Origin of the sequence: Rhodococcus sp. DK176, assembly GCF_038447315.2 — a bacterium.
Lineage (GTDB): Bacteria > Actinomycetota > Actinomycetes > Mycobacteriales > Mycobacteriaceae > Rhodococcus_F > Rhodococcus_F jostii_A.
Genome location: NZ_CP118321.2, coordinates 4,791,444 through 4,812,960, shown reverse-complemented (window position 1 = coordinate 4,812,960; position 21,517 = coordinate 4,791,444). Strand labels below are relative to the sequence as shown.

At 67.2% G+C, this 21,517-nt stretch carries 14 protein-coding genes and 1 pseudogene; 5 read left to right on the top strand and 10 right to left on the bottom strand.

Going from position 1 to position 21,517, the window contains the following annotated elements; genetic code table 11:
* Nucleotides 1-3: 3 nt before the first annotated feature.
* From PSR88_RS22770 to PSR88_RS22755, 4 genes are all read right to left on the bottom strand, one after another.
* Nucleotides 4-774, bottom strand: a complete 771-nt coding sequence (locus tag PSR88_RS22770; RefSeq protein ID WP_016884120.1) for an SDR family NAD(P)-dependent oxidoreductase — start codon at nucleotides 772-774, stop codon at nucleotides 4-6.
* On the bottom strand, nucleotides 771-2,276 hold the full coding sequence (locus PSR88_RS22765; protein WP_016884122.1) for a C45 family autoproteolytic acyltransferase/hydolase: 1,506 nt from the start codon (nucleotides 2,274-2,276) through the stop codon (nucleotides 771-773). Before PSR88_RS22765 ends, PSR88_RS22770 begins: the two co-directional genes overlap by 4 nt.
* Nucleotides 2,273-3,109: a polysaccharide deacetylase family protein gene (locus PSR88_RS22760; RefSeq protein WP_016884124.1), complete on the bottom strand. Its 837-nt coding sequence runs from the start codon at nucleotides 3,107-3,109 to the stop codon at nucleotides 2,273-2,275. Before PSR88_RS22760 ends, PSR88_RS22765 begins: the two co-directional genes overlap by 4 nt.
* 288 nt (nucleotides 3,110-3,397) lie before the next feature.
* Nucleotides 3,398-4,777, bottom strand: a complete 1,380-nt coding sequence (locus tag PSR88_RS22755; RefSeq protein ID WP_342338456.1) for an aspartate aminotransferase family protein — start codon at nucleotides 4,775-4,777, stop codon at nucleotides 3,398-3,400.
* Between the two features lie 289 nt (nucleotides 4,778-5,066).
* On the opposite strand from PSR88_RS22755, the pseudogene PSR88_RS22750 reads away from it, so the two are divergent.
* Nucleotides 5,067-6,592: pseudogene (locus PSR88_RS22750) on the top strand (gamma-aminobutyraldehyde dehydrogenase).
* Between the two features lie 2 nt (nucleotides 6,593-6,594).
* On the opposite strand, the gene PSR88_RS22745 reads toward PSR88_RS22750, so the two are convergent.
* A complete protein-coding gene (locus PSR88_RS22745; protein ID WP_016884125.1) occupies nucleotides 6,595-7,056 on the bottom strand; it encodes an Lrp/AsnC family transcriptional regulator in 462 nt (153 codons plus the stop codon).
* Between the two features lie 253 nt (nucleotides 7,057-7,309).
* Between PSR88_RS22745 and PSR88_RS22740 the strand changes: the two genes are divergently transcribed.
* Complete coding sequence (locus PSR88_RS22740) at nucleotides 7,310-8,791, top strand: APC family permease (protein ID WP_016884126.1); 1,482 nt, start codon at nucleotides 7,310-7,312, stop codon at nucleotides 8,789-8,791.
* A gap of 62 nt (nucleotides 8,792-8,853) precedes the next feature.
* Here PSR88_RS22740 and PSR88_RS22735 read toward each other — a convergent pair whose 3' ends face one another.
* The 3 genes from PSR88_RS22735 to PSR88_RS22725 form a co-directional block, all read right to left on the bottom strand.
* Complete coding sequence (locus PSR88_RS22735) at nucleotides 8,854-12,126, bottom strand: NAD-glutamate dehydrogenase domain-containing protein (RefSeq protein ID WP_016884127.1); 3,273 nt, start codon at nucleotides 12,124-12,126, stop codon at nucleotides 8,854-8,856.
* Nucleotides 12,127-12,252: 126 nt separating this feature from the next.
* A complete protein-coding gene (locus PSR88_RS22730; protein WP_016884128.1) occupies nucleotides 12,253-13,641 on the bottom strand; it encodes an aspartate aminotransferase family protein in 1,389 nt (462 codons plus the stop codon).
* 20 nt (nucleotides 13,642-13,661) lie between these two features.
* Entirely contained in the window at nucleotides 13,662-15,179 is a 1,518-nt protein-coding gene (locus PSR88_RS22725; RefSeq protein WP_342338455.1) for a CoA-acylating methylmalonate-semialdehyde dehydrogenase, read from the bottom strand.
* A gap of 132 nt (nucleotides 15,180-15,311) precedes the next feature.
* Between PSR88_RS22725 and PSR88_RS22720 the strand changes: the two genes are divergently transcribed.
* The 3 genes from PSR88_RS22720 (at nucleotide 15,312) to PSR88_RS22710 (ending at nucleotide 19,168) form a co-directional block, all read left to right on the top strand.
* Nucleotides 15,312-16,919 (top strand): PucR family transcriptional regulator, encoded by a 1,608-nt coding sequence (locus PSR88_RS22720; RefSeq protein ID WP_016884132.1) that lies wholly within the window; start codon nucleotides 15,312-15,314, stop codon nucleotides 16,917-16,919.
* A gap of 212 nt (nucleotides 16,920-17,131) precedes the next feature.
* Nucleotides 17,132-18,229: an alanine dehydrogenase gene (ald, locus tag PSR88_RS22715; RefSeq protein WP_016884133.1), complete on the top strand. Its 1,098-nt coding sequence runs from the start codon at nucleotides 17,132-17,134 to the stop codon at nucleotides 18,227-18,229.
* Between the two features lie 57 nt (nucleotides 18,230-18,286).
* A complete protein-coding gene (locus PSR88_RS22710; protein ID WP_011596859.1) occupies nucleotides 18,287-19,168 on the top strand; it encodes a biotin-dependent carboxyltransferase family protein in 882 nt (293 codons plus the stop codon).
* 4 nt (nucleotides 19,169-19,172) lie between these two features.
* Here the strand turns inward: PSR88_RS22710 and PSR88_RS22705 are convergent, their stop codons facing one another.
* The gene (locus tag PSR88_RS22705) at nucleotides 19,173-20,369 is read right to left on the bottom strand and encodes a fatty acid desaturase family protein (RefSeq protein WP_016884134.1); all 1,197 of its coding nucleotides are present in this window, start codon (nucleotides 20,367-20,369) and stop codon (nucleotides 19,173-19,175) included.
* A 177-nt stretch (nucleotides 20,370-20,546) separates the two neighbouring features.
* Nucleotides 20,547-21,515: a 23S rRNA (guanosine(2251)-2'-O)-methyltransferase RlmB gene (rlmB, locus tag PSR88_RS22700; RefSeq protein ID WP_009477528.1), complete on the bottom strand. Its 969-nt coding sequence runs from the start codon at nucleotides 21,513-21,515 to the stop codon at nucleotides 20,547-20,549.
* Nucleotides 21,516-21,517: the final 2 nt, after the last annotated feature.

Below are 21,517 nucleotides of genomic sequence, written 5' to 3'. Positions count from 1 at the left end.
AGGTCAGGCTCCGACGACGAGCGCTCCACCGTTGACCGCGAGGGTCTGACCGGTGATGAATGCGGCTCCGTCGGAGGCGAGGAAGGCAACGGCCGCGGCGATTTCGTGGGCATCGCCGAGACGGCCGAGGGGTACGGCTGCGAGTTCTTCGGCAAAGACGTCGTCGGGAACCATGCGGGTGTGTATCGCGCCCGGTGCGACGGCGTTGACGAGGATCCTCTGCGAGACGAGTTCGGACGACAGCGCCTTCATCAGCCCGAGCTGCGCGGTCTTGGACACCATGTAGCCGTAGGAGTGCCCGCCGGGGACCTGCCCCCACTGCGAGGAGATAAAGATGACGCGTGGTGCCTCGCTTCGCGCGAGGAGCGGCGCGGCGACGCGGGTGATGGTGTACGGCCCGAGGACGTTGACGTCGAGGTAGGGCCGGAGATTCTCGACGGGTGTCTCGTCGAGGGTCTTCCAGTCGTGCATGATGCCGGCGTTGTGGACGAGGATGTCGAGGCGACCCCAGTTGTCGGTCGCGACGGCGACGACCCGCTCGCCGGCGTCCGGGGCGGTGACGTCCAGTTCGAGGCATTCGACGCGGCGACCGGTGCTGTCGCGGATCTCCTTGGCGACCGCCGACAGTTCCGCGACGTCCAGATCGGCGACGATCAGGTCGGCTCCGCGGGACGCGAGGGTCCGCGCGTGCGCGGCGCCCATGCCCCGTGCCGCGCCGGTGATCAGCGCGACGCGGTCATCCAGCCGAACACTCGGAATGGCGGCCGGACTCATGCTCCCGCTCCCACGATGTGCGGCTCGGTGACGTACAGCATGTTGCCGTCGGGGTCGAAGAACGGACGGTACTGATACCAGGTGCCGCTGGGATGCTTCCACTGGATCCGCTCATCGACCCAATCGACATGTCCATCCAGCGCGGCCTCGGCCGCGTCGAGACTGTCGACCTCGAACGCGATCGAGTCATAGCCGGGTGCGTTGTCGGGGTTGACCGCGGTGCGGCGCGGAGCATGTTCGCCCACTTCGGATTTGAAGATGTAAAGCGTCACGTTGCCCATGTCGATCGCCGCCCACTCCTCATCCTTCTCGTACGGGAGGTGAAAGGGCAGACCGAGGACGCCGTGGTAGAACTCCACGAGTGCGTCGACATCGCGCGTGAGGATGTCCATGTTGTCGATGCGCTTCAGTTTCAGCACGGTGTTCTCCTTGGTCGGTGCCGCGAAATCGGCAGGAATGGTGCAGGGCCCACCGGAATGGGCGGTCAGAGTTCCGTTCTCGACGTCGAGCGAAACGGTGGCGAGGGTTTCGAAGCGTGCCGACGCGGGCAGGGCCGGGTCGACGTGGCAGCACGTCGCTCCGCCGCCGAGCAGGTGCGACGTCATCGCCTCGAGGACTGCCGGGGCATCGACGTCCGGCCTGCCGGACAGTCGACGGTGGAGCATGTCGAACCGGATCACGGTGTCCGGTCCGTGGCGGAGTTCCGTGTCGTGCAGGTTCGCCGGGCTGCTGAGGAAGTGGTTGGTGTGGACGAGTAGGCCGTCGTGGTCCGGCAGGGCGTATCCGATCCCGCCGGGGTTGAGTTCGACGCTCACTGCGGCTGATTCACCACCGGAGCTTGCGACGAGTGTCAGTGACGTCGACGCCGATACCTTCGCCTGCGCGAGCCGGACGAGAGCGTGGTTGAGGTCGCGCGACTCGTCGAGCACGGCGCGGGCCAGCACGTGCACCGGGACGCCGATCCCGTTGCCGTCCTCGGTGTGGTGGAGGATGTTGAAGTGCACGCCGAGGCCGCGGTCGTTGACGCCGATCTTGCCGACGACGCCGTACTCGGTGACGGTGGTGGTCAGATGTCCGGTCTCGTGCGGGATTTCCCAGACGAACCACAGGTCGGCGAGCTCGGCGAACCAGTCCCACGCCTGGACGGAGACCGGTGCGTTCCCGTTCCGGAGCCGGACGACCGTCGAACACTCGCTCGGCGTGACTCCGCCGACCGCGGCCAGCACCTCGGTGCGTGCGTTGATCGCCGCGACCGCGGTCACCGGAAGACCGGCGCCGTCGGCGATGCCGGCGATCTCGTCGGCGAGCGCGGGCGCGGCAGCCGTGATCCGCTCGAGGGCGGCGGTCCCCCAGTGATCCAGGTCGACGGCCGCGCCGGCAGCACGGTCGAACAACTGCTGGTACGCGGCCACGGAGGCGCCGACCTGTTCCGCATGGGCACTGCCGAACTCGCAGCCGCGGTCCCACGGTCGGGTCTGCGTGGAGCGGAACCGGCGGGTCACGACGCCACCTTCAGCCGCGACGCCACCAACTCGGCGACCTCGTCGAGGCGGGCGAACCACACGTCACCGGACTCGGCCATGTGCGCCACCACCCGCTCGAACTGGGCGAGCCGGTAGGGGCGTCCGATGACCTCGGGATGCATGGTGAAGCTCGTGTGCCTGCGTTCGGCACGGGCCGACTCGAATTCGGCTGTCCAGCAACGTCGCAACTCTTCCGCGTCGGCGACGTTGCCGCCACCGTCGATGTTCCAGCCGAAGCGCGGCCAGTCGTCGAGCGACCAGTGCACGGGCAGTTCGAGGATCTCGCGGCCGTCCCAGGACTCGATGTACGGGCGGTCGTCGCCCATACAGCTGGAGTCGTAGAGGAATCCGCGCTCGACGAGCAGAGCGAACGTCTCGGGGGTGAGTTCCCAGGACGTGGAGCGGTAACCCTTCGGCCGCGGGACGCCGAGCATCTCGAGTGCCTCGAGGCCTTTGTCGATCTCGTCGATCTGCTGCTGCTCGCTCACCTTGTCGCTGCGCAGGTGCAGGTGTCCGTGGTGACCGATCTCGTGCCCGGCGTCGAGCAGGCTCTCCACCATTGCGGGATGATGCTCTGCGGTGTGACCGGGGACGAAGAACGTGGCCGAGATGTCGTATCGGGCAAGCAGGTCGAGGATGCGCGGCACTCCGCGCGTGACGCCGTAGCGGCCCTCGGACAGGATGGTCAGGCGACGCGCGTACTCGTCGCCCTCGCCGAGCCAGCCGGCCTCCGCGTCGACGTCGAAGGTCAACGACACCGCGGCCGCCTTGCTGCCCGGCCACTCGGCAGTGGGAAGGTCCTGAATCGTCAAGACGTGCTCCTCGTCGATTGTGCCGCCCCCGGCGGCTGAGAGAACTCGATGCTGCGCATTCCGGCATCCAGTGGGCGAATTTGCAACGCTTTGCGTGTTACAACCACACTAACAGCGCGCAAACCGCCGCACAACCCCGAAATTTCTTCGACTTTGCGCCACTCCAGTTAGCTCGACTGCGCAATGCGCAGCCTGCTGCCGATGCGCGCGTTCGGGCGCTCCGGAAAACACGAAGGCGGCACCCCGACGCCGTTGCCGGGGTGCCGCCTTCGCGTGGGACCGGTTGCGTTACAGCAGGGTCCAGGCTTCGGTGAGGACGCTGCGGAGGATGTGTTCGATCTCGTCGAATTCGGCCTGCCCGCAGATCAGGGGTGGGGCGAGTTGGATGACCGGGTCGCCGCGGTCGTCGGCCCGGCAGTACAGGCCGGCGTCGAACAGGGCGGTGGAGAGGAATCCGTGCAGGATCCGTTCGGCCTCGTCGTCGGTGAACGACTCCTTGGTGGTCTTGTCCTTGACCAGCTCGATGCCGTAGAAGAAGCCCTCGCCGCGCACGTCGCCGACCATCGGCAGGTCGGTGAGCTTGTCGAGGGTGGCCCGGAACGCCGGGGCCTGCTCGGTGACGTGGGCGTTGAGGCCCTCGCGTTCGAAGATGTCCAGGTTCGCCAATGCGACCGCCGCCGAGACGGGGTGTCCGCCGAAGGTGTAGCCGTGCGCGAACATCGAGTTCCCGTCGGAGAACGGTTCGAAGAGCCGGTCCGAGGCGATCATCGCCCCGATCGGCGAGTATCCCGAGGTCAGGCCCTTGGCGCAGGTGATGATGTCGGGCACGTATCCGAAGTCGTCGCACGCGAACATCGACCCGATCCGGCCGAACGCGCAGATCACCTCGTCCGAGACCAGCAGCACGTCGTAGTCGTCGCAGATCTGCCGGACCCGCTCGAAGTAGCCGGGCGGCGGTGGGAAGCAGCCGCCGGCGTTCTGCACCGGTTCGAGGAAGACGGCGGCGACGGTGTCCGGGCCCTCGAATTCGATGGCCTCGGCGATCCGGTCGGCGGCCCAGATCCCGAATGCCTTCGGGTCGGAGCCGAGGGGTTCGGGGGCGCGGTAGATGTTGGTGTTGGGGACCCGGAACGCGCCGGGGGTGAGCGGTTCGAACGGGGCCTTCAGGGCGGGGATGCCGGTGATGGCCAGGGCCCCCTGCGGGGTGCCGTGGTAGGCGATGGAGCGGGAGATGACCTTGTGTTTGCCGGGTTTGCCGACCTTCTTGAAGTACTGTTTGGCCAGTTTCCAGGCGCTTTCGACGGCCTCGCCGCCGCCGGTGGTGAAGAAGACCCGGTTCAGATCGCCGGGGGCGTAGCCGGCGAGGCGTTCGGCGAGTTCGATCGCGGGTTCGGTGGCGTAGGACCAGAGTGGGAAGAACGCGAGCTGTTCGGCCTGTGTGGCGGCGGCCTCGGCGAGTTCGGTGCGGCCGTGTCCGGCCTGGACGACGAACAATCCGGACAGCCCGTCGAGGTAGCTCTTGCCGGCGGTGTCCCAGATCCGGGCACCCTCACCGCGGGTGATGATCGGCGGGGTGATGTTCTGCCCGTGGCGGGAGAAATGCCCCCACAGATGGCGCGCAGCCGAGCGTTCGAGTCCGGTCGTGGTTCTTTCGGTGACAGCACTCATCGTTATCCTCAATTACGTTTCGGTTCAGTCGATTTCGGTATGGCTCGGGTTCCGTCGGCCGAACCCGGGATGATCACCTCGGTGGATCGCCGAACGCCGAGGTCCGATCCGGCATGCGTCAATCCTGACCGCATTAGTCTGCGAAATCAAGTAGTTTAGCCAGGAAACTTGACGCAATACGCAGCTTTAGCCTGATTTGTCGACTTAATTCGCGGAGACGGGTAGCCAACACGGGATCGCTCTTCTACTGTGAGGAAATCTTTCGTCGCCCCCGTCTTGGAGTGATCTCATGACCGTCTCGGCCCCCTACCCGCCTTCTCCCTCGATCGGCCTGCCGACCACCGTTCCCGGCTGCTGGATCTCCGGATCCCCCGCCCAGGGATCCGGCGACACCCACCGCATCATCGATCCGGCGACGGGCGCACTCGTCACGACGCTGACGCTGGCGACCGCGTCGGACGTCGACGCCGCCGTCCGGTCGGCACGCTCCGCCCTCCCGGCCTGGTCGGGTGCGGTCCCGGCCGAGCGCGCAGCCGTTCTCACCGTCCTCGCACGCGCACTCGAACGCGACGCGGAACTGTTCGCCCGCGAAGAAGTCGCGCAGGCCGGCAAGGCAATCCGGCTCGCTCGCGAGTTCGACGTCCCGGGCAGCATCGACAACATCAACTTCTTCGCCGGAGCCTCCCGCAATCTCGAGGGCAAGGCCTCCGCCGAGTACTCCCCCGACCACACCTCGAGCATCCGGCGTGAAGCCGTCGGCATCGTCGGGTCGATCACGCCGTGGAACTATCCGCTACAGATGGCGGTGTGGAAGGTGATTTCGGCGCTGGCCGCCGGGTGTACGGTCGTGCTCAAGCCGAGTGAACTCACTCCCCTCACCACGTTGCGTCTCGCCCGGCTGGCCACCGAATCCGGTCTGCCCGACGGCGTGTTCAACGTGGTGACGGGCACGGGTGCCGAGGTCGGGGCCGCGCTCGCCGGACATCGCGGTATCGACGTCCTGACCTTCACCGGCTCGACCGCCGTGGGCCGAACAGTGATGGCGCAGGCGTCCGCGAACGGCACCCGTGTGCAGCTCGAGCTGGGCGGCAAGGCCCCGTTCGTCGTGTTCGACAACGCCGATCTCGATGCGGCCGTGCACGGCGCGGTGGCGGCGTCACTCATCAACGGCGGCCAGGACTGCACCGCGGCGACCCGCGCGATCGTCGCGGACTCGTTGTACGACGACTTCGTCGCCCGCGTGGCCGAACTGATGAAACGGGTGGTCGTGGGTGATCCCTGGGACCCGGACACCGATCTCGGGTCGCTGATCACGCTCGCTCATCGCGACCGGGTGGACGGCATGGTGCAACGCGCCCGCGCGGCAGGCTTCCGGATCGTGACGGGCGGATCCTCCCCGACCTGCCCGGAGCGTTCTACCTTCCGACCCTGATCGCCGACGTCACCGAGGACGCCGAGATCTACCGCGACGAAGTGTTCGGACCCGTGCTCACCGTGAGCCGCCACTCGGGTGACGACGACGCGATCCGCCGCGCCAACGACACCGACTACGGTCTCGCCGCGTCGGCCTGGACGACGAACCTGTACCGCGCGCAGCGCGCATCACGGAACATCGACGCGGGGTGTGTGTGGATCAACGATCACATCCCGATCATCAGCGAGATGCCGCACGGCGGGGTCGGCGCGTCCGGCTTCGGCAAGGACATGTCGACGTACTCGTTCGAGGAGTACCTGACCGTCAAGCACGTCATGAGCGACATCACCGGGGTCTCCCGGAAAGCCTGGCACCGCACGGTGTTCAGCGACGGACGGTAGGACTACTCCTTCGAGGGCGTGCCGTACCGCAGCTTGTGCACTTTGAGGATCGAGATGGTCTCCGTGGTACGCACGCCCTCGATGGTGCTGACGTGCTGATTCAGGAAAGCCCACAGCTCGGCATTGTTGGCGCTGCCGACCTCGACGCAGATATCGCTGCGCCCCAGCAGTGTCGAGACGTACGTGATCTCCGGCATCTCGGTCAGTGCGTCGACGACCTGCTGGTGCCGGGCCGGGTCGACCGTCAGGAACATGAGAGCCAGTTGCGAGTTGCCAAGCCGCTCGGGATCGGCGAACGCGACGATGCGCAGGATGTTCAGATCCTGCAGACGCTTCACGCGCGCCCGTACCGTCGCCTCGGAGGACCCCAGGTTTCGGGCGATTTCCCGAAACGCTCGCCGCCCATCGTCTTCGAGTTGCCGCAGGATCGCGCGGTCCAGTTCGTCCAGAGTGTGCTGAGACATGGACCGACTCTATCCAGAACGACGAGATCAGTGGCGTTGTGGGGCCACAGGGCTGCATTTCGTGAATGTAAACAATCATTCACTGCGCATTGCGGGATAGATTTGATCTTGTGCGACGCATTGCGCGATGTTAGTGTCTTGAATCACATACTTGCGGCGGTCCATCGGCCTCCACCCCACTCGACTCGAGTCGCCGAGGGCCGCATTCTGAATACACACACTGCGCCGACAAGGCCCAGAACTGGAGAATCCCGTGAGCCTGCACGATTCCTTCGCCGACGACCACACCTATGAGAAGAACCTGAGGTGGTGGGACGGCTTCACCATCAGCCTCTCGATCCCCGCCGCACTCTTCGTCGGCATGGGATACGCAATCGGCCTGATCGGCGCGTGGACGACGCTCGTCCTCCTCGGCGCCGTCGCGGTCCTGGCATGCCTGCAGAACTTCATCTACTCCGAGATGGCCAGCATGTTCGTCGACAAGGTCGGCGGCATCTCGATGTACGCCCACCAGGGCTGGCGGACCCGGTCGACCCTCGTCGGTCCGCTCGCGACGTACGGCTACTGGTTCTCCTGGTCCAGTTCACTCGCCATCTACGGTCTGCAGATCGGAAAGCTGGTCCAGGCCGAGTGGTTCCCCGAAGAGACGTGGACGTTCTCCACGGGCCTGGCCACCATCGGACTCCCCCACGTCATCGCACTCGGTGTCCTGGTCATGGGCTGGGGCCTGAACGTCCTGGGCATGCGACCCGCGATGTGGTTGATGTACGCGACCGGCGCGCTCGTCCTCGTCCCTATCGTCGTCTTCGCGGCCGCTCCTCTCCTGTCCGACAACTGGTCGATGAGCAATCTGCACTGGGACATCGCCGCCAGCGGTGAAGCCGGCTGGCGCACTGCGATCGCCTGGATGTTCGTCCTCGCCTGGTCGGTGTACGGCATCGAGGCCGTCGCCTCCTTCGTACCGGAGTTCCGCGACACCATCCGCGACAGCCGAATTGCATTGCGACTGGCCGGTTTCTTCGTCATCGCCGTCTACATCCTCGTCCCGTTCGGCGTCGGCGGACTCGTCGACCAGGCGGATGTCGCGGAAAACCCCGTCTCCTTCTACCTGACCGTGTTCGAAAGCCTCTTCCCCGGTGGCGACATCGTGATGGCGATTTGCCTCATCGCCGGCCTCGTCCTCCTGATGGTCATGACCACCGCCGACGGCGGACGTGTGCTCCACGGCAGCGCCCGGGAGGGCCTCACCATCAAGCAACTCGGTGAGCTCAACCGTTTCAAGGTCCCGGGGCGTGCCATGTCGCTGGACCTGCTCGTCAACGTCATCCTGATCCTGTTCGTCGGCGAGGCCCTCGCTGTCATCGTCGCATACCTCATCTGCCACATCCTGTCGCTGACCGGCTTTCTCAACCTGCGCCGCGACGAACCGGACGCCCATCGCCCCATCAAGCTCGGCAAGAAGTGGGTGTACATTGCCGGCCTCCTCGTGGTGATCGACACGATCATGGTCGTCGTCGGCGCGCTCAGCGCCTCCATAACGGGATACGGCAGCACGAAGGAACTCATCGTCGGCGTCGTCGTCTTGTCGCTGTCGATCGTGCTGTACGCCTACCGGCGCGTCGTCCAGGACGGTCAGCCCTGGGTCTGGAAGGAACCGGCCTCCGCCGTCGAAGCCGACTTCGTACCCGACGACGAGGACGACGCACCCACCATCGATCCTGCACGCACCCTGTAGCTTCGCCTGTGAGTACTTATTAACCGCCCGACGTTAATAAGTACTCACAGGCGCGAAGCGCATTATGCCATCGATCGCACGTGGCGCGCCGCGACCGACAACGACGCGAGATCGTGGGTGGACGCGGCGTCGATCTCCGACAGCGTCCGGCGAGCACGCTCGATTCTCGCTCGATTCGTACTCTCCCACAGCAGAATCCGGGAGTCCGGTTCGTCACCGGGCTCCCCCGACGACAGTACGTCCCGGGTCAGGAGGCGGACGGAGCGGTACAGGTCGTCCCGCAGCGCCACCCGGGCGAGGGTGTGCCACCGCTCGCCCCGCGGAAGCGCCGACACCTTGATCAGCCATCGATCCACGCCGAGGTGATCGGAGAGCGCGAAGTAGAGCGGCGCCACCTCGGCGACGTCGTGCTCCAGTTCGCGGGCGACGTCCACGATGTCGAGCAGGCTGAACCGGTAGAGGCCGTCCGCGATACGACGGGCGATGGACGTCTCGACGCCCGCCTCGTCGTAGGAGCGACGCGTGTCCTCCATCGCCAGCACCTCCGCGCCGCGGAGCCATCCGCCGACGTCACCGGAATGGATGTGGACGTGGCGTCGGAAATCGTCGATCTCGGCGTCCACCGACAGCGGCTGACGACGGTTGGCGAGGAACCACCGCGCCGCCCGGTCGAGCAGCCTGCGGGCCTCGACGACCAGTTCGTACTCCGTCGCCGGCGGCAGCTTCGCCGCGGCGATGTCGGACCAGAGTTCCGCAAGCCCGAACACCTCCGACGTGATGACGAACGCGCGCACCACATCCGCGGGTCCGGCCCCCGTCTCCTCGCGCAGCCGGTACGCGTACGTGAGCCCGCCGCGGGCGAAGATGTCGTTCACGATCTCGGTGGCGAGGATCTCCTGGCGGAGGGGGTGCGCGTCGACGGGGAGGACGGAGCGCAGCGCGGCGGGGAAGTACGCGCCGAGCCGTTCGGAGAAGTACCCGTCGGAGAAGACGTCCGTATCCTCGAGTTCCGCTTTCAGATCCAGCTTGGCGTGGGCGAGGAGGGTCGCCAGTTCCGGCGAGGTCAGTCCGACCCCTGCCTCCGACAGTTCGGCGAAGCCGTCGGGGTTCGGAAGCGCCTCCAGGTCGCAGTCCAGGCCGCGCTTTTCGACCAGGTCGTTCACCATCCTCGCGTGCACGTCCACCATCCGGTGGGCATTCGACCGGGCGTCGCCGAGTACCCGGTTCTGCGCGCGATTGTTCGCGAGCACGAGTTCCGACACGTCGTCGGTGAGCGAACCGAGCAGGTCCGAGCGCCGCACCGGGTCCAGCCGCCGGTCGACGGGCAGCGAGTCGAGCAGGATCTTGATGTTGACCTCGTGGTCGGAACAGTCCACTCCGGCCGAATTGTCCAGTGCGTCGGTGTTGACGAGCCCACCCGTGCGGGCGAATTCGATGCGAGCGAGCGGCGTCATACCCAGGTTGCCGCCCTCGGCGACAGCGCGTGCACGCAGCCGGCCCGCATCGATCCGGACGGTGTCGTTCGCTTTGTCACCCGCGTCCGTGTGCGACTCCGACGAGGCCTTGACGTACGTCCCGACGCCGCCGTTGAACAGGAGATCCACCGGGGCGGCGAGGATGGCGCGGATCATCTCCGGCGGCGTCAGCGTCGTCACCGACGAGGCGAGACCGAGCGCCGTCCGCATCTGGCTGCTCACCGGAATCGATTTGCTCTCACGCGACCAGACGCCACCGCCTTCACTGATGAGAGTCCGGTCGTAGTCGGCCCACGACGACCTCGGCAGCTCGAACAACCGGCGGCGTTCCTGCCAGGCCTGCTCCCGGCCGGGAGTGGGGTCGACGAAGATGTGGCGGTGGTCGAACGCGGCGACCAGCCCGATGCCGGCACTCGCCAGCATGGCGTTCCCGAAGACGTCGCCGCTCATGTCGCCGATCCCCGTCACCGTGAAACTGTCACGGTCGACGTCGATTCCGAGTTCGGCCAGATGCCGGGTGACGCTCACCCACGCACCCTTCGCGGTGATGCCCATCTTCTTGTGGTCGTAGCCGACCGAACCACCGGACGCGAACGCGTCACCGAGCCAGAAGTCGTACGTCCGGGCCACATCGTTGGCGGTGTCGGAGAACGTGGCAGTGCCCTTGTCCGCCGCCACCACGAGGTAGGGGTCGTCGCCGTCCCGGCAGACGACACCGTCCGGATGAACCGATTCGGCTGTGTCCGAACGGTTGTCGGTGACGTCGAGCAGCCCGGAGATGAGCTGCCGGTAGCAGACCTGGCCGGTGGACGACGGGTTGCGCACGACGAAACCGCCCTTGGCGCCCGCGGGCACGATGACGGCGTTCTTCACTGCCTGCGCCTTGACGAGACCGAGGATCTCGGTGCGGTAGTCGTCGAGGCGGTCGGACCAGCGGAGCCCGCCGCGCGCGACGGGTCCGTATCGCAGGTGCACGCCCTCCATGTCCGGCGAATACACGAAGACCTCGTAGAACGGCCGCGGCCGCGGAAGTTCGTCGATCTCGCCGGAGCGGAACTTCAGCGACAACTGGGGACGAGCCGGACCGAGCGCGCCGTCCCGATAGAAGTTGGTGCGGGTCGTCGCCGCGACGAGGCCCGAGTATGCGCGCAGGATACGGTCGGCGTCGAGGCCCTCCACGTCGGCGAGCAGCGATTCGACCCGGCGCGCACACTGTTCGACGTCGTCGTCGCGGGACGTGCCGCCACCGGGACGGGATGGATCGAAATGCGCATGGAACAGCTCGACGAGCGCCGACGCGAACTCGGGACGCGACAGCAGGACCGCCTCGATCCGGCCCTGGTCGTACGGCAGAGCACTCTGCCGCAGGAAGCGTGCGTACGCGCGCAGGAGCACCACCTCCCGCCAGTCCAGGCCGGCGGCGAGCACCAGCACGTTGAACCGATCCGCCTCCGCGCGGCCCGACCACATCGCACGAAACGTCTCCAGGACGGACTCGGGTTCGACGGATCCCGAGGCCACCGCGGACGCGACGAGCGGTCCCGCGGACACCCGGAAGTCGTAGAGCCGGCACACCAGTCCGTCGGCGCGGCGGAACACCGACGTCCGCTGACCCTCGACCTCGAGGTCGAGGCTCCCGAGAAGTCGCAGCACCCGTTCGAGCGACACGGTCGAGTCTCCGCTGTAGAGCGTGACCCGCAGTTGCCGGTTCTCGTTCGGTCCGACGGTGTCGACGTGCAGGTCGAATGCGTCGGCGGTCAGGCGGTCGAGGATCGCGACGTCGGGAACGGGCGGCCGATCCCGTTCTTCGACATAGCCTTCCGGCAGGGACAGTGCGAGCGTGGACGTGGTCGAGCTCATAGATTCTCTCCGTTGAGATCCGGGCGCCGTGTGTTGTCGTGGAAAACGAGAAAGATCCGTCCCGCGGGCGCCATTGACCGCGGGACGGATCGAGTGTCAGGACACGGATGTGTCGGCAGACGGGTGTCAGGAGTTGCGGTGTGCGTCCGCGATGTCGAGAACCGTGTCGAGGATCGCGAGCCCCTCACGGGCCTCGGCCTCGGTGACGGTGCACGGCGGCACGGCGTGAATGCGATTGAAGTTGGCGAACGGCAGCAATCCTCCTGCCTTGCACGCCGCGATCACCTCGTTCATCGCCGGGCTGGAGGCGCCGTACGGAGCCAGCGGTTCCTTCGTGGTACGGTCGGCGACGAGTTCGATCGCCCAGAACACGCCGAGTCCGCGGACTTCACCGATCGACGGGTGCCGGTCGGCGAGGCCCCGCAGTCCGGGGCCGAGGATCTCGCTGCCGATCCGGGCCGCGTTCTCGACGATCCGCTCGTCCTCCATCGCGTTGATCGTCGCGACGGCGGCCGCGGTGGCGAGCGGGTGTCCCGAGTAGGTGAGCCCGCCGGGGTACGGCCGGTCGGCGAACGTCGCCGCGATCTTCTCGCTGATCGCGACACCACCGAGCGGCACGTAGCCGGAGTTGACCCCCTTCGCGAACGTGATCAGGTCGGGAACGACACCGACATGGTCGATCGCGAACCACTTTCCGGTCCGGCCGAACCCGGACATCACCTCGTCGGCGATGAACACGATGCCGTAGCGGTCGCAGATCTCGCGCACACCGGCCATGTAGCCGGGCGGGGGCACCATGATCCCCGCGGTCCCGGGAACCGATTCGAGCACGATCGCAGCGATCGAGTTCGGCCCCTCGAGGCGGATCAGCTGGTCGAGGTGCTCGAGCGCGCGCTCGGTTTCCTGCTGCTCGTTCTCCGAGTGGAACTGCGACCGGTACAGGAACGGCCCGTGGAAGTGGACGACTCCGCTGTTGCCGTAGTCGTTGGGCCACCGGCGCGGGTCGCCGGTGAGGTTGATCGCGGTGTCCGTGCCGCCGTGGTACGAGCGGTACCGCGACAGCACCTTGTAGCGGCCGGTGTGCAACCGGGCCATGCGCACGGCGTGCTCGTTGGCGTCGGCGCCGCCGTTGGTGAAGAACACCTTGTTCAGGTCACCCGGGGTCCGCTCGGCGATCAGCCGGGCGGCCTCGGAGCGGGCGTCGTTCGCGTACTGCGGTGCGATGGTACACAGCTTCGCGGCCTGATCCTGGATGGCGGCAACGACTTTGGGGTGCTGGTGCCCGATGTTCGTGTTGACGAGCTGGGACGAGAAGTCGAGCATGCGGTTCCCGGCGCCGTCCCACACGTACGAACCCTCCGACGCGAGGATCGTCATCGGGGTGATCTGCTCCTGCGCGGACCACGAGTGGAACACGTGCGCACGGTCGAGGGCATACGCGCGCTCCCCTTCGACGCGCGCCGCATCGAGGGACTGACCGGTGGGCAGGAGTTCCTGGGAGACTGTCGTCGTCATGACCGTAGGTCCTTTCCGGCTCAGTTGTTCTGGGGGAATCCGAGGTTGAGGCCGCCGTGGCTGGGGTCGAGCCAGCGGGTGGTGACGACCTTGCCGCGGGTGAAGAAGTGCACGCCTTCGGTGCCGTGGGCGTGGGTGTCGCCGAACAGGGAGTTCTTCCAGCCACCGAAGGAGTAATACGCGGTGGGGACGGGGATGGGGACGTTGATGCCGACCATGCCGACCTCGACCTCGTTCTGGAATCGTCGGGCGGCGCCGCCGTCGTTGGTGAAGATGGCGGTGCCGTTGCCGAACGGGCTCGAGTTCACCAATTCCAGGGCCTCGTCGTAGGAGCCGACCCGGATGACGGAGAGGACGGGTCCGAAGATTTCGTCGGTGTACACGCTCATGTCGGTGGTGACGTGGTCGATCAGGGTCGGTCCGAGCCAGAACCCGTCCTTGCCGCCATTGGCCTGCACGGTGCGCCCGTCGACGACGATGGTGGCGCCGTCGTTTTCGCCGGCGTCGATGTAGGAGGCGACCTTGTCGCGGTGCACCTTGGTCACCAGTGGTCCCATGTCGGAGTCCCGGGTGCCGTCGCCGATCTTGAGCGTGTCGGTGCGGTCCTTGATCTTGGCGACGAGTTCGTCGGCGATGTCGCCGACCGCGACCAGGGCACTGATGGCCATGCAGCGTTCGCCGGCGGAGCCGAAGCCGGCGTTGACCATGGCGTCGGCGGCCAGGTCCAGGTCGGCGTCGGGGAGGACGATGGCGTGGTTCTTCGCCCCGCCGAGGGCTTGGACGCGTTTGCCGTGGGCGGTGCCGGTGGCGTAGACGTACTGGGCGATGGGGGTGGAGCCGACGAAGCTGATGGCCTTGATGGCGGGGTTGGTGAGCAGTTCGTCGACGGCGGTCTTGTCGCCCTGCAGCACGTTGAAGACCCCGGCGGGCAGGCCGGCCTCGGCCCAGAGTTCGGCCATCCAGATCGCGGCGGTCGGGTCCTTCTCGCTGGGTTTGAGGACGACGGTGTTGCCGGCGGCGATGGCGATGGGGAAGAACCACATCGGGACCATGGCGGGGAAGTTGAACGGGGAGATGATCCCGACCGGGCCGACGGGTTGGCGGAGGGAGGAGACGTCGATGTTGGTGGAGGCGTTTTCGGTCATGCCGCCCTTGAGCAGGTGCGCGATGCCGCAGGCGAATTCGACGACCTCCTGGCCGCGGGACACCTCACCGAGGGCGTCGGAGACGACCTTGCCGTGCTCGGCGGTGATGATCTCGGCGAGTTCGCCCTTGCGGGCGTTGAGCAGTTCCCGGAACGTGAAGATCACCTGGGTGCGCTTGGCGAGGGAGGTGTCGCGCCAGGCGGGGAACGCGGCGGCGGCGGCGTCGATGACGGCGCGGGCGTCCTCGACGCTGGCGAGGGCGACCTGACCGGTGACGGCACCGGTCGCCGGATTCGTCACCGCAGCGGTGTTGCCACTCGTACCCGTGAAGCTCTTGTTGTCGAACCAGTGCGTGATGGTCCGGGTCTGCGCTGCGCCATCGCTGTGTGTCATGGGTGTCCTTACCGAGAGAGCCGATACGCGGAACCTCCGCGCGAAGTGCGATGTCTTCACTCTGGTCCCTGAACCAAGCACTGGAGCCCGACGATCTGTAAGGAAATTCGACGTCTGATTTACACTACGTAAATGCAGCCCACCATCGTCGACATCCTGGCGCTCCCGGTCGTGCAGGCGGGAACACCCGAGGTGATCGGCGGCGGACCGCTCGACAGACCGGTCCGATGGGTGCACGTCAGCGATCTACCCGACCTGTCGAACCTTCTCCAGGGTGGCGAACTCGTCCTCACCACCGGCCAGCCCCTCGCAGACGCCTCGTCGAGCGTGGCGTACCTCGAGGGACTGGCCGCGGCGGGCGCAGCCGGACTCGTCGTCGAACTCGGCGTGCACGTCGACACGGTGCCGGACGGGGTGGCGCGCGCCGCCGACAGACTGTCGTTTCCGGTCGTCGCACTGCACCGTCAGGTCCGGTTCGTCGAGGTCACCGAGGAAGTGCACCGCTCGATCGTCGCGGAGCAGTACGACGAGGTCGCCTTCGCTCGGCACGCGCACGAGGTCTTCACCGACCTGAGCATGAAGCGGGCGTCACTCGGTGAGATCGTCGACGCCGCAGCCGGCATGCTCGGCGCCCCGATCGTCCTCGAGGACCTCAACCGGCAGGTACTGGCGTTCGCGGCGCAGGGAACCACGGCGGCGGACCTCCTCGCCGAGTGGGAACGTCGATCGCGGCTGACGCCCGTGTCGCACCAGACCGCGGTCGACGGCCCGGAGTCGTGGACGACGACGCCCGTCGGCGCACATCGGCAGGAATGGGGACGACTCGTCGCCCCCCGACCCGTCGCCGCCGAAGGTCGGGCGCGGATGACCCTCGAACGTGCCGCGCAGGCGCTCGCACTGAACCGCATGGTCGAGCAGGACCGGACCGCACTCGAGCAGCAGGCCCAGAGCGGACTCGTCGACGAACTCCGCCGCGGACGCATCCAGGACGAGGCCGAAGCGACCGCGCGTGCCCATGCGCTCGGCCTCCGGCCGGCGCTGACCTACCTGCCGATGACCGTCCGGGTCAGCGAAACCGCCAGCGCTGACCAGGTTCTCGCGCAGCGACGCCGAGTGAACATGCTGGACGCCGTCCGCCACGCGGTCCGGACGTCGCGGCAAACCGCACTCACCGCGAACACCCGCGCCGGGCAGATCGACCTGCTCCTGTCCCATCCACCGGCGTCCACACCCGACGCGCTGCCCGAACTCGGCGCGGCGATCCGTGCCGCACTCACCCGGCTGGACGGCGTCCTGCAGTGCACGATCGGCGTCGGTCCCGAATCGACCCGGCTCCTGGACGCCGCAGGCGGCCTGACGGAATCCGCTCACATCGCCGAGGTCGCGCTGTCGTTGCCACCGGGCGACAAGGTCTTTCACCGAGCAGCCGACATCCGGTTGCGCGGTCTCCTCGCCCTCATCCGGACCGATCCGCGTGTGCAGGCTTTCGCCGAGACCGAACTCCGCGGCCTGCTGGAGCATCAGGCGCGGCACGGCGGCGACAGCGTCGACGTCCTGCGCAGCTTCCTCGAACTCGGTGGCAACAAGACGGAACTCGCGAAACAGCTCCATCTCTCCCGCCCCACGCTCTACGCGAAACTGGCCACGATCCAGCGACTGCTCGGTGTCGGCCTCGACGACGCCGAGTCCCGGACGTCGCTGCACGCGGCCATGCTGATCCTGCGGCTCCGCCACCCGTGAGTACTTATTAACGTCGGGCGGTTAATAAGTACTCACGGGGCGAAGCCATTCTCGAACATCGTTCGACGACGACCGGCTCAGGGTGCCCGTATTCGAATAGTCGCGAGCCAGCACCAACATGTTGAGAATTATCTTCACAACTCTTGGCATGAATGGTTGCTTTCTTCACTATTGGCACCTACCAATCGAATTTTCGACAGCACGGAGCTCTCATGAAGATCGGCATCCCCCGCGAAATCAAGAACCACGAGTACCGCGTGGCCATCAGCCCCGCCGGTGTCCACGAACTCAGCGAACGCGGCCACGAGGTCGTCATCGAATCCGGCGCAGGCATCGGCTCGTCCTTCGCCGACGAAGACTTCAAAGCCGCAGGCGCCCAGATCCTCCAGGCCGCCGACCAGGTATGGGACACCGCCGACCTGCTCCTGAAGGTCAAGGAACCCATCGCCGAGGAATACGCCCGCCTGCGCCAGGACCAGGTGCTGTTCACCTACCTGCACCTCGCCGCATCGAAGGAGTGCACCGACGCACTGCTCGCGTCGAAGACCACCTCCATCGCCTACGAAACCGTCGTCGGCGCCGACGGTTCCCTCCCCCTGCTCGCCCCGATGAGCGAGGTCGCCGGACGCCTCGCCCCACAGGCCGGCGCCTACCACCTCATGCGCCACGGCGGCGGCCGCGGCGTCCTGATGGGCGGCGTCCCCGGCGTGCGCCCCGCCAAGGTCGTCGTCATCGGCGCCGGCGTCTCCGGCAAGAACGCGATCGCGATCGCCTACGGCATGCAGGCCGACGTCACCGTCCTGGACCTGTCCATCGCCCGCCTCCGAGAGATCGACGCCCTCTACCACGGCCAGGTCAAGACCATCGCTTCCAACAGCCTCGAACTCGAACAGGCCGTCCAGGGCGCCGACCTCGTCATCGGCGCCGTCCTCGTCCCCGGCGCCAAGGCCCCCACCCTCGTCTCCAACAACCTCGTCTCACGGATGAAGCCCGGCTCGGTGCTCGTCGACATCGCCATCGACCAGGGCGGCTGCTTCGAGGACTCACGACCCACCACCCACGCCGAGCCCACCTACCAGGTCCACGACTCCGTCTTCTACTGCGTCGCCAACATGCCCGGCGCCGTCCCCCGCACCTCCACCTACGCCCTCACCAACGCCACCCTCCCCTACGTCGCCGCGCTCGCCGACAAGGGCTGGAAGGAAGCCACCGCGACCGTCCCCGGACTCGCCGCGGGACTGTCCACCCACGACGGACAGCTGCTGTCCGCCGAAGTCGCTGCCGCGCACGGCTACACCGCAGTCTCCTGAGCGACTGATCCGACGAGAGCGTATCCAGCAGACGTGTGGATGCGGGACAATCGAACGATGGCTTGGCTCGAGGTCGTGCGCACCGGACCCTTCACCACCGTGCAGGATCGGGGCCGCCCCGGTTACGCGTCGATCGGCGTCGGCGAGTCGGGTGCCGCCGACCGAGACGCGCACGATAGCGCAAACAGGTTGGTGGGCAACCACTCCGGCGCAGCTACGCTGGAGGTCACGCTGGGTGGGCTCGCGGTGCGTGCGGCCGGGACCGTCTCCGTCGCCGTCACTGGCGCCCGCAACCCCGTCACCGTCAACTCCGAACCCCGGCCCGACTACACGATGCTGCACCTGACGACCGGCGACCTGCTGGAGATCGCGTTCGCGTCGGAGGGACTTCGCAGCTACGTCGCGGTGCGCGGAGGTTTCGACGTGCCCGCGGTGATGGGGAGCCGGTCCACCGACACTCTGTCGGGGATCGGCCCCGATCCTGTCGCCGAGGGTGATCGGCTGCTGGTCGGTGCGGATGCCGGCGACTGGCCTGCGGACGAGATCATCCCCCCACCCGTCGCTCCCGAGGATCCCCTGATGATGCGCGTTCGGCTCGGACCGCGGGACGACTGGTTCACGCCAGCGTCCGTCGAGGCCCTTCTCCGCGAGACGTGGACGGTCAGCTCCGACACCAATCGCGTGGGGGCGCGGCTCGAAGGTCCGGGACCGTTGCACCGCGCCGTGACGGAAGAGATGCCGAGCGAGGCGATGGTGGCGGGGGCGTTGCAGGTGCCGCCCAACGGTCGGCCCATCCTGTTCCTGGCCGATCATCCGGTGACCGGCGGCTATCCGGTGATCGCCGTGGTGGCCGAGGCCGATCTGCCGGTGGCCGCGCAATTGCGTCCCGGGCACCGGGTCCGCTTCCATCGAACGGTAGCGTCGACCATCCCGCGGTGACGGTCTACCTCGCGGCCAGGGCGGTCCGGAGCCCGCGAAGGCGTCCGGTCACGGGATCGGCGCCGAGCGCCGACCGCCCGCGGAACTTCACTTCCGACGCCGTCTCCGGCGCGTCGTCGGACGTCGCCCGGAGGAACCGGTTGGGCAGCGCCAGTTTGTGAATGGTGCGCAGCGTCAGAAGGTACTGCCGCGCAAGCGAACCGGTGGTGTACGGCAAGTCGTACTTCTCGCACAAGCCGCGCACCGCGGTCGAGATCTCGGCGTACCGATTGCTGGGAAGGTCGGGGAAGAGGTGGTGCTCGATCTGATAGCACAGGTTGCCGCTCATGAAGGCCATGACGGCGCCGGCCCGGAAGTTCGCGGTGCCGAGCATCTGGCGGAGATACCACTCGGCCCGGTTTTCGTGCTCGAGCTCCGCGAGCGTGAACTTCTCCGCTCCGTCGGGGAAGTGCCCGCAGAAGATCACGACGTACGACCACACGTTCCGCAGGAGGTTGGCGACGAGATTCGCCTTCAGCGTTCGCCGCCACCGCCGCCCACTGAGAACGGGGAACAGCACGTAGTCCTTGCCCATCTGCCGCGCGATCTTGCCGAGCAGATCTCGCACCGGTGGACGCAGACGCCGACTCGCCTTGTCTTCGGCACTGGGCGGAAGCAGATCGTGGAGCGCGATGCCCCATTCGAACGACGCCGCGAGCAGCAGATTTTGAATCGGCTGCAGCAGGTGGATCGGACGCCATTCCTGATCACGAGTGACCCGCATGACGCCGAACCCGACGTCCTCGTCCATTCCGAGCACGTTGGTGTACTTGTGGTGACGGAAGTTGTGCGCATACTTCCACTGCGACGACGGCCCTACCTGATCCCACTCCCAGGTACTCGAGTGGATCTCGGGATCGTTCATCCAGTCCCACTGGCCGTGCGAGACGTTGTGGCTGATCTCCATGTTCTCGATGCTCTTGGCCGCACCCAGTGCGGTCGTACCGAGAACCACGCCCGTGGTCGTCCGGCTGCCGTGGATGACCAGTCGCGCGAGTCCGTCGAGCACGCGCTGGAACGCGATGGTGCGGCGGATGTACGTCGCGTCCTTCTCCCCGAGGGACTCCGCGACGTCGCGGCGAAGTGCGTCGAGTTCGAATCCGAGCGCCTCGACGTCCTGCTGGGTGAGGTGCGCGTATTCCTTGATATCGGTGATTGCCATGACCGGCCTCCAACCTCGCGGCCACTGATGATCTCAGTGAACGCCGCTGGTAGCAGCCTGTCAACACTGTAGGTCTACGGTAGGTGCCGACAGCGTTGACAGCGACGCCCTCGGATCACTACCGGCTGTGCGGGCCAAGCGGCCCCGAGGACGCCCTGCTGTTCGCGGATCCGCAGCTTAGCCGCGGCGACGGCGAGCGATGTCGGCGAGCACGACACCCGCGGCGACGGACGCGTTGAGCGATTCGACGGGGCCTGCCATCGGGATGCTGAGGATGGCGTCGCAGTTCTCGCGGACGAGACGCGACAGTCCCTTGCCCTCGGAGCCGACCACGACCACCACGGGGCCGCTGCCGTCGAACTCGTCGAGTGTGGTGTCGCCACCCGCATCGAGACCGACCACCTGAACGCCCTTGGACGCCCAATCCTTCAGCGTGCGAGTGAGATTGGTAGCGCGGGCGATCGGCAGGCGGGCTGCCGCGCCGGCACTCGTCCGCCACGCGACCGCGGTGACCGACGCACTGCGGCGCTCCGGGATCACCACACCGTGACCGCCGAACGCGGCCACCGACCGCACGACGGCACCGAGGTTGCGGGGATCGGTGATGTTGTCGAGGGCCACGAGTAGCGGCGCCTCCTGGTGCTTGCGCGCTTCCGCGATCAGGTCGTCGGGGTGCGCGTAGCGGTACGGCGGCACCTGCAACGCGATGCCCTGATGCATGCCGTTGGCGCTGAGCCGGTCGAGATCGGTCCGGGGAACCTCGAGGATGGAGATGCCCGCGTCGGCCGCCCGCTGAACGGATTCCTTCAGGCGATCGTCGCTCTCGGTCCCGACCGCGACGTACAGCGCGGTCGCGGGGACACCGGCGCGCAGGCACTCGACGACGGGGTTGCGGCCCAGCACGTTCTCGGGGCCGTCGAGCACCTTGCGTCCGGCGGTCTGACGACCGCGGCCGGGCTGCTTGTCGGCTTCCCTGGCTGCGCGGGCGGCGCGCTTGGCGGCGGGGTGTTTGGTGCGGGCCTCCGCGGGCGGGGTGGCGCCGCGGCCTTCCAGCCCCTTGCGGCGCTGGCCACCGGAACCGGCGACCTGCCCCTTCTTGGTACCGGTCTTGCGGATGGCTCCACGCCTACTCGAATTTCCAGCCATTA

What these genes read in the sequence shown, in the direction of transcription:
- PSR88_RS22770 (WP_016884120.1), bottom strand. Translation starts at nt 774, where the DNA reads ATGAGTCCGGCCGCCATTCCGAGTGTTCGGCTGGATGACCGCGTCGCG.
- PSR88_RS22755 (WP_342338456.1), bottom strand. Translation starts at nt 4,777, where the DNA reads ATGAGTGCTGTCACCGAAAGAACCACGACCGGACTCGAACGCTCGGCT.
- PSR88_RS22745 (WP_016884125.1), bottom strand. Translation starts at nt 7,056, where the DNA reads ATGTCTCAGCACACTCTGGACGAACTGGACCGCGCGATCCTGCGGCAA.
- PSR88_RS22735 (WP_016884127.1), bottom strand. Translation starts at nt 12,126, where the DNA reads ATGAGCTCGACCACGTCCACGCTCGCACTGTCCCTGCCGGAAGGCTAT.
- PSR88_RS22730 (WP_016884128.1), bottom strand. Translation starts at nt 13,641, where the DNA reads ATGACGACGACAGTCTCCCAGGAACTCCTGCCCACCGGTCAGTCCCTC.
- PSR88_RS22725 (WP_342338455.1), bottom strand. Translation starts at nt 15,179, where the DNA reads ATGACACACAGCGATGGCGCAGCGCAGACCCGGACCATCACGCACTGG.
- PSR88_RS22720 (WP_016884132.1), top strand. Translation starts at nt 15,312, where the DNA reads ATGCAGCCCACCATCGTCGACATCCTGGCGCTCCCGGTCGTGCAGGCG.
- ald (WP_016884133.1), top strand. Translation starts at nt 17,132, where the DNA reads ATGAAGATCGGCATCCCCCGCGAAATCAAGAACCACGAGTACCGCGTG.
- PSR88_RS22710 (WP_011596859.1), top strand. Translation starts at nt 18,287, where the DNA reads ATGGCTTGGCTCGAGGTCGTGCGCACCGGACCCTTCACCACCGTGCAG.
- PSR88_RS22705 (WP_016884134.1), bottom strand. Translation starts at nt 20,369, where the DNA reads ATGGCAATCACCGATATCAAGGAATACGCGCACCTCACCCAGCAGGAC.
- rlmB (WP_009477528.1), bottom strand. Translation starts at nt 21,515, where the DNA reads ATGGCTGGAAATTCGAGTAGGCGTGGAGCCATCCGCAAGACCGGTACC.